The organism is Phormidium sp. CCY1219 (assembly GCF_035615515.1).
In the GTDB taxonomy this organism is placed as follows: domain Bacteria; phylum Cyanobacteriota; class Cyanobacteriia; order Cyanobacteriales; family Laspinemataceae; genus CCY1219.
The window spans coordinates 1-3233 of record NZ_JAJENT010000345.1 but is presented as its reverse complement, the minus strand read 5'-3'; the positions used below and the strand labels follow the sequence as shown (position 1 = coordinate 3233).

Annotated in this window: 4 protein-coding genes; 2 read left to right on the top strand and 2 right to left on the bottom strand. The window is 50.6% G+C overall.

The window, feature by feature from the left end:
* Window positions 1-394: 394 nt before the first annotated feature.
* On the top strand, window positions 395-535 hold the full coding sequence (locus LKK83_RS06140; RefSeq protein WP_324630066.1) for a hypothetical protein: 141 nt from the start codon (window positions 395-397) through the stop codon (window positions 533-535).
* 42 nt (window positions 536-577) lie between these two features.
* Here LKK83_RS06140 and psb29 read toward each other — a convergent pair whose 3' ends face one another.
* On the bottom strand, window positions 578-1285 hold the full coding sequence (gene psb29, locus LKK83_RS06135; RefSeq protein ID WP_324630065.1) for a photosystem II biogenesis protein Psp29: 708 nt from the start codon (window positions 1283-1285) through the stop codon (window positions 578-580).
* Window positions 1286-1684: 399 nt separating this feature from the next.
* Between psb29 and LKK83_RS06130 the strand changes: the two genes are divergently transcribed.
* The gene (locus tag LKK83_RS06130; protein WP_324630064.1) at window positions 1685-2317 is read left to right on the top strand and encodes a chromophore lyase CpcT/CpeT; all 633 of its coding nucleotides are present in this window, start codon (window positions 1685-1687) and stop codon (window positions 2315-2317) included.
* A gap of 64 nt (window positions 2318-2381) precedes the next feature.
* On the opposite strand, the gene LKK83_RS06125 is transcribed toward LKK83_RS06130, so the two are convergent.
* Window positions 2382-2750 (bottom strand): STAS domain-containing protein, encoded by a 369-nt coding sequence (locus tag LKK83_RS06125; RefSeq protein ID WP_168569439.1) that lies wholly within the window; start codon window positions 2748-2750, stop codon window positions 2382-2384.
* Between the last annotated feature and the right edge of the window lie 483 nt (window positions 2751-3233).

Below are 3233 nucleotides of genomic sequence, written 5' to 3'. Positions count from 1 at the left end.
GGTTAAGCCAGTGTGTTGAATAAAGTACCGACCACCTAACAACTTCGAGGCAAACTTTACCCTGGAAACAGGAGATAGCCAACTCATGTTCGTACTAGTCGTAGATAAAAACAGAAAACCGCTAAACCCCTGTCATCCGGCAAGGGCTTTGCGCCGGCTTTTTCTGAGTCGGGGTTGACAAAAAAGGGGATATTGGCTATAATGGAGTCGTAGCGGCAGGCATGGCTTTTATGCATTGCATAAATTGCTTAATGGCGCTGCTTGCACCTATAATTTCAGCTTCGCTTTCTATTATATCACGGCTGAAAAAAAAAGGGAATTTTCGCCCCGCAATTTCTATTTCCCCGGTTTTCACCCTAAGCAAAAAATCGGGCAATGTGCAGGGGACAAGGGAATGCAATTTAAAGGTTTAAATGCCTGCAAGAAAAGCGATCGCGGAACCTGTGGAGAAATGGCCAGCAAAAGCGATCGCCCACCCAAGGGGAGGCGATCGAATTGCGGCAATGAGTTGGGGTGCGGTTCATGGGCGATGTAGCCCAACTTAACCACAGGTAGGCGTCGCGCGTGGGTAAGGCGCTTACTCCGGGGAACTAGGCGGCGTGGTGACGGCACCTTTTTGTTGCTCTCGCTCTTCGCGTTTTTTGCGATCGGCAGCCAGAATGTCTTCCATTACCAATCGCGCTTGGGTGATTTTTTCCAAGTTGCTGCGGTAGAGTTCCAGGTCTTTTTGGATTTTCTCTGCCGGCAGATTGAGCGCCTTTGTCATTTTGTGCAACGCTTCCTGACGCTTTTGGTCGTTCGTCACCCGCTCGGGATCCGCCTTTTCGAGTAAAGTAAACAGACCCACAGCAAACAAACGGCTGTACTTAAATTTCGGATTATTTGCGATCGCGTGCAAGATTCCTTGGAAGTCGCTCTCCATATCCGGATTTGCAGACAGGCTCAACAGCTCCACCATTTCTTCTCCAGAATGATTGGCAGCCATATTCTGCAACCATTCGGCATCTTGGCGATACTGTTGCGCGTCAGCTTCCAAAGACTGACAAAGCGCTTGAAAAATCGACTCTTTATCCCGGTCGGGTCGATAGCCTTGCATAAATCGGTCAAATGAGGTGACAACCCCCAAGCCATAGATAGGGTTGTACTGAAAATCCACATTCACCGAAAGCAAATGCATTTCCACCATTAACTCTTCCACCACCCGTCGGTAAATGGAGTTAATGGGACGGGTGTGAATCGAGTAAAAAGCTCGCTTGGTATCTGATACGGTGCGGACGTTATTCACCTAAAACCTCTGGGCATCTGGAAATCCCGCCTCGTGAAAGAGCGGGCAAGAAAAATAATTGGGGACCTCAGTCCCCGTGAGGGAACCCAGTTTTTGCTTGGAACTGGGAAACCGACTCAGCGCAAGCTGATAATCTTCGCGCCGAACCAAACTCATCGGTTCGGACTGTCCGAGTAGCCCAGTCTTCTCCCTCGGAAAACGGTAGAACTACCCGGTTTTAGAGCGTGATAATAAATAGAACTTTTTTCTATTCTCTCCCGAAGACCGACGTTTGCCAATACTCAGGGTGGGGATCGCACTCGCCGTCTGGGATTGAAACGTTTAAAATGCAGGATCGAAGCCACTGACTGCGGCCATCTTAGCCGTGAATATGCAATTGGAAAGAGTTTGGAATAACTGATGACCCTGACACCAGAATTATTGACCCTGGGGCGCTACCTGGCGGGAGAATTTGAGAATCGAGAGCAAGCGATCGCAAACCCCGCGTGGTACGTTCACCTGCGCTTATGGCAGCGACCCGTTCGATCGCCCCTGTTTTCCGAACCCAGCCTTACCTTCTTTGCCGAACAAGCCAACATCGTCCAACTAGACCAGCCCTACAGACCTCGGATTATGCAAATCCGAGAGCAGCCGCAAACCCCAGGCGATCGCTGCCAGTTTGAAGTCCAATATTACATGTTAAAAGATCCGGCCCAATTCCGGGGAGCCGGTCGCCAACCGGAGAGACTCGGGCAGCTAACCCAGGCGCAAATAGAACGGTTGCCTGGGTGTACCCTCACCGTCAGCAAGCAACCCCTCGGTAACGGGGCTTTTCGCTTTTTGGCATCCTTACCCCCACAGGCACGCTGCTGCTTTACCTATCAAGGGGAAACTCGCCAAGTTTACCTCGGGTTCGAGGCATCACCCACCGAATTTCTCAGCTATGACAAAGGGATTGACCCAAACACGGGAAAAGCGCTGTGGGGCGCAGTGCTAGGGCCATTCCGCTTCACCAAGCGTCAGGATTTTGCTGGCGAACTGGCTGGAGTTTAACGGTTGGGGAGTTCCAGTTTTTGTGGCCGCGGCCACCCTAGCCAATTCCTGGACGAAATTCCACTTAGGCGCTGGGAATGCGGGGCACTCCTTCTAAAGCCTCTTCTTCCGTCTCAAAGATTTCAAAAACGGAATCCATCATAGTGACTTCAAAAACCAATTTGGCTTCCGGATGAACGTTACAAATGCGGAAACTGCCTTTAACTTTATCCGCATCGCGCATCCCTGCCACTAGCGACGTGAGGCCAGAACTGTCAATAAAGTTAACTTGACCCAAGTTCACCACAATATGACGACTCAGTTTAGAGATGCACTCCTGCAATTTGAGGCGAAATTGCCATGCCGTGGTAATGTCTAGGCGACCCGTTGGTGCCAAAACAATGACGGTGGTTCCATCTTGGGTCGTGTGGGTTTTTTGCTCGATATGGATCACGGGCCCTCCCTATTACGCTAGTTGCCTACCTCGCTTTTGTAGTTTAGCAAAATCGTCGCAGTTGACCCCTCTTCAACCCGCTTGGTTCGGAGGGCAAGATTGCTAGATCGATTGCGCTATCGAAGCCTAAATCTTCGGATTGCTTCCTGCTAGGGGAAGCATGAAAGCGAGTTGCACCACTACTACACTATTGTGCCACTACCTTGCCGCCAGCGATCGCCTCTTTTTTCCTACTCCCCCCTACTGTTAGGTGCAAAGCGACCAAAACCAAGCACTTCCTCCAGGAACGCGAACCGAACCGTTGCCTTTCTTTCCCCACTGCGGCAAGATTCATTTCCCGTTGCACACCGAGCGTTTATTATCACAAATCGCATCATTTGTCAACCCCCGCCTGAAAAAAATTCCCCCATCATCAGAAATTAGGGTTGGTAAGGGGGAGAACGGAAACCCTCGTCATTTATGCGTAGGGAGGAGTTCTCCCCC

Coding starts and splice junctions, on each gene's coding strand:
- LKK83_RS06140 (WP_324630066.1), top strand. CDS start 395: ATGCAATTTAAAGGTTTAAATGCCTGCAAGAAAAGCGATCGCGGAACC.
- LKK83_RS06130 (WP_324630064.1), top strand. CDS start 1,685: ATGACCCTGACACCAGAATTATTGACCCTGGGGCGCTACCTGGCGGGA.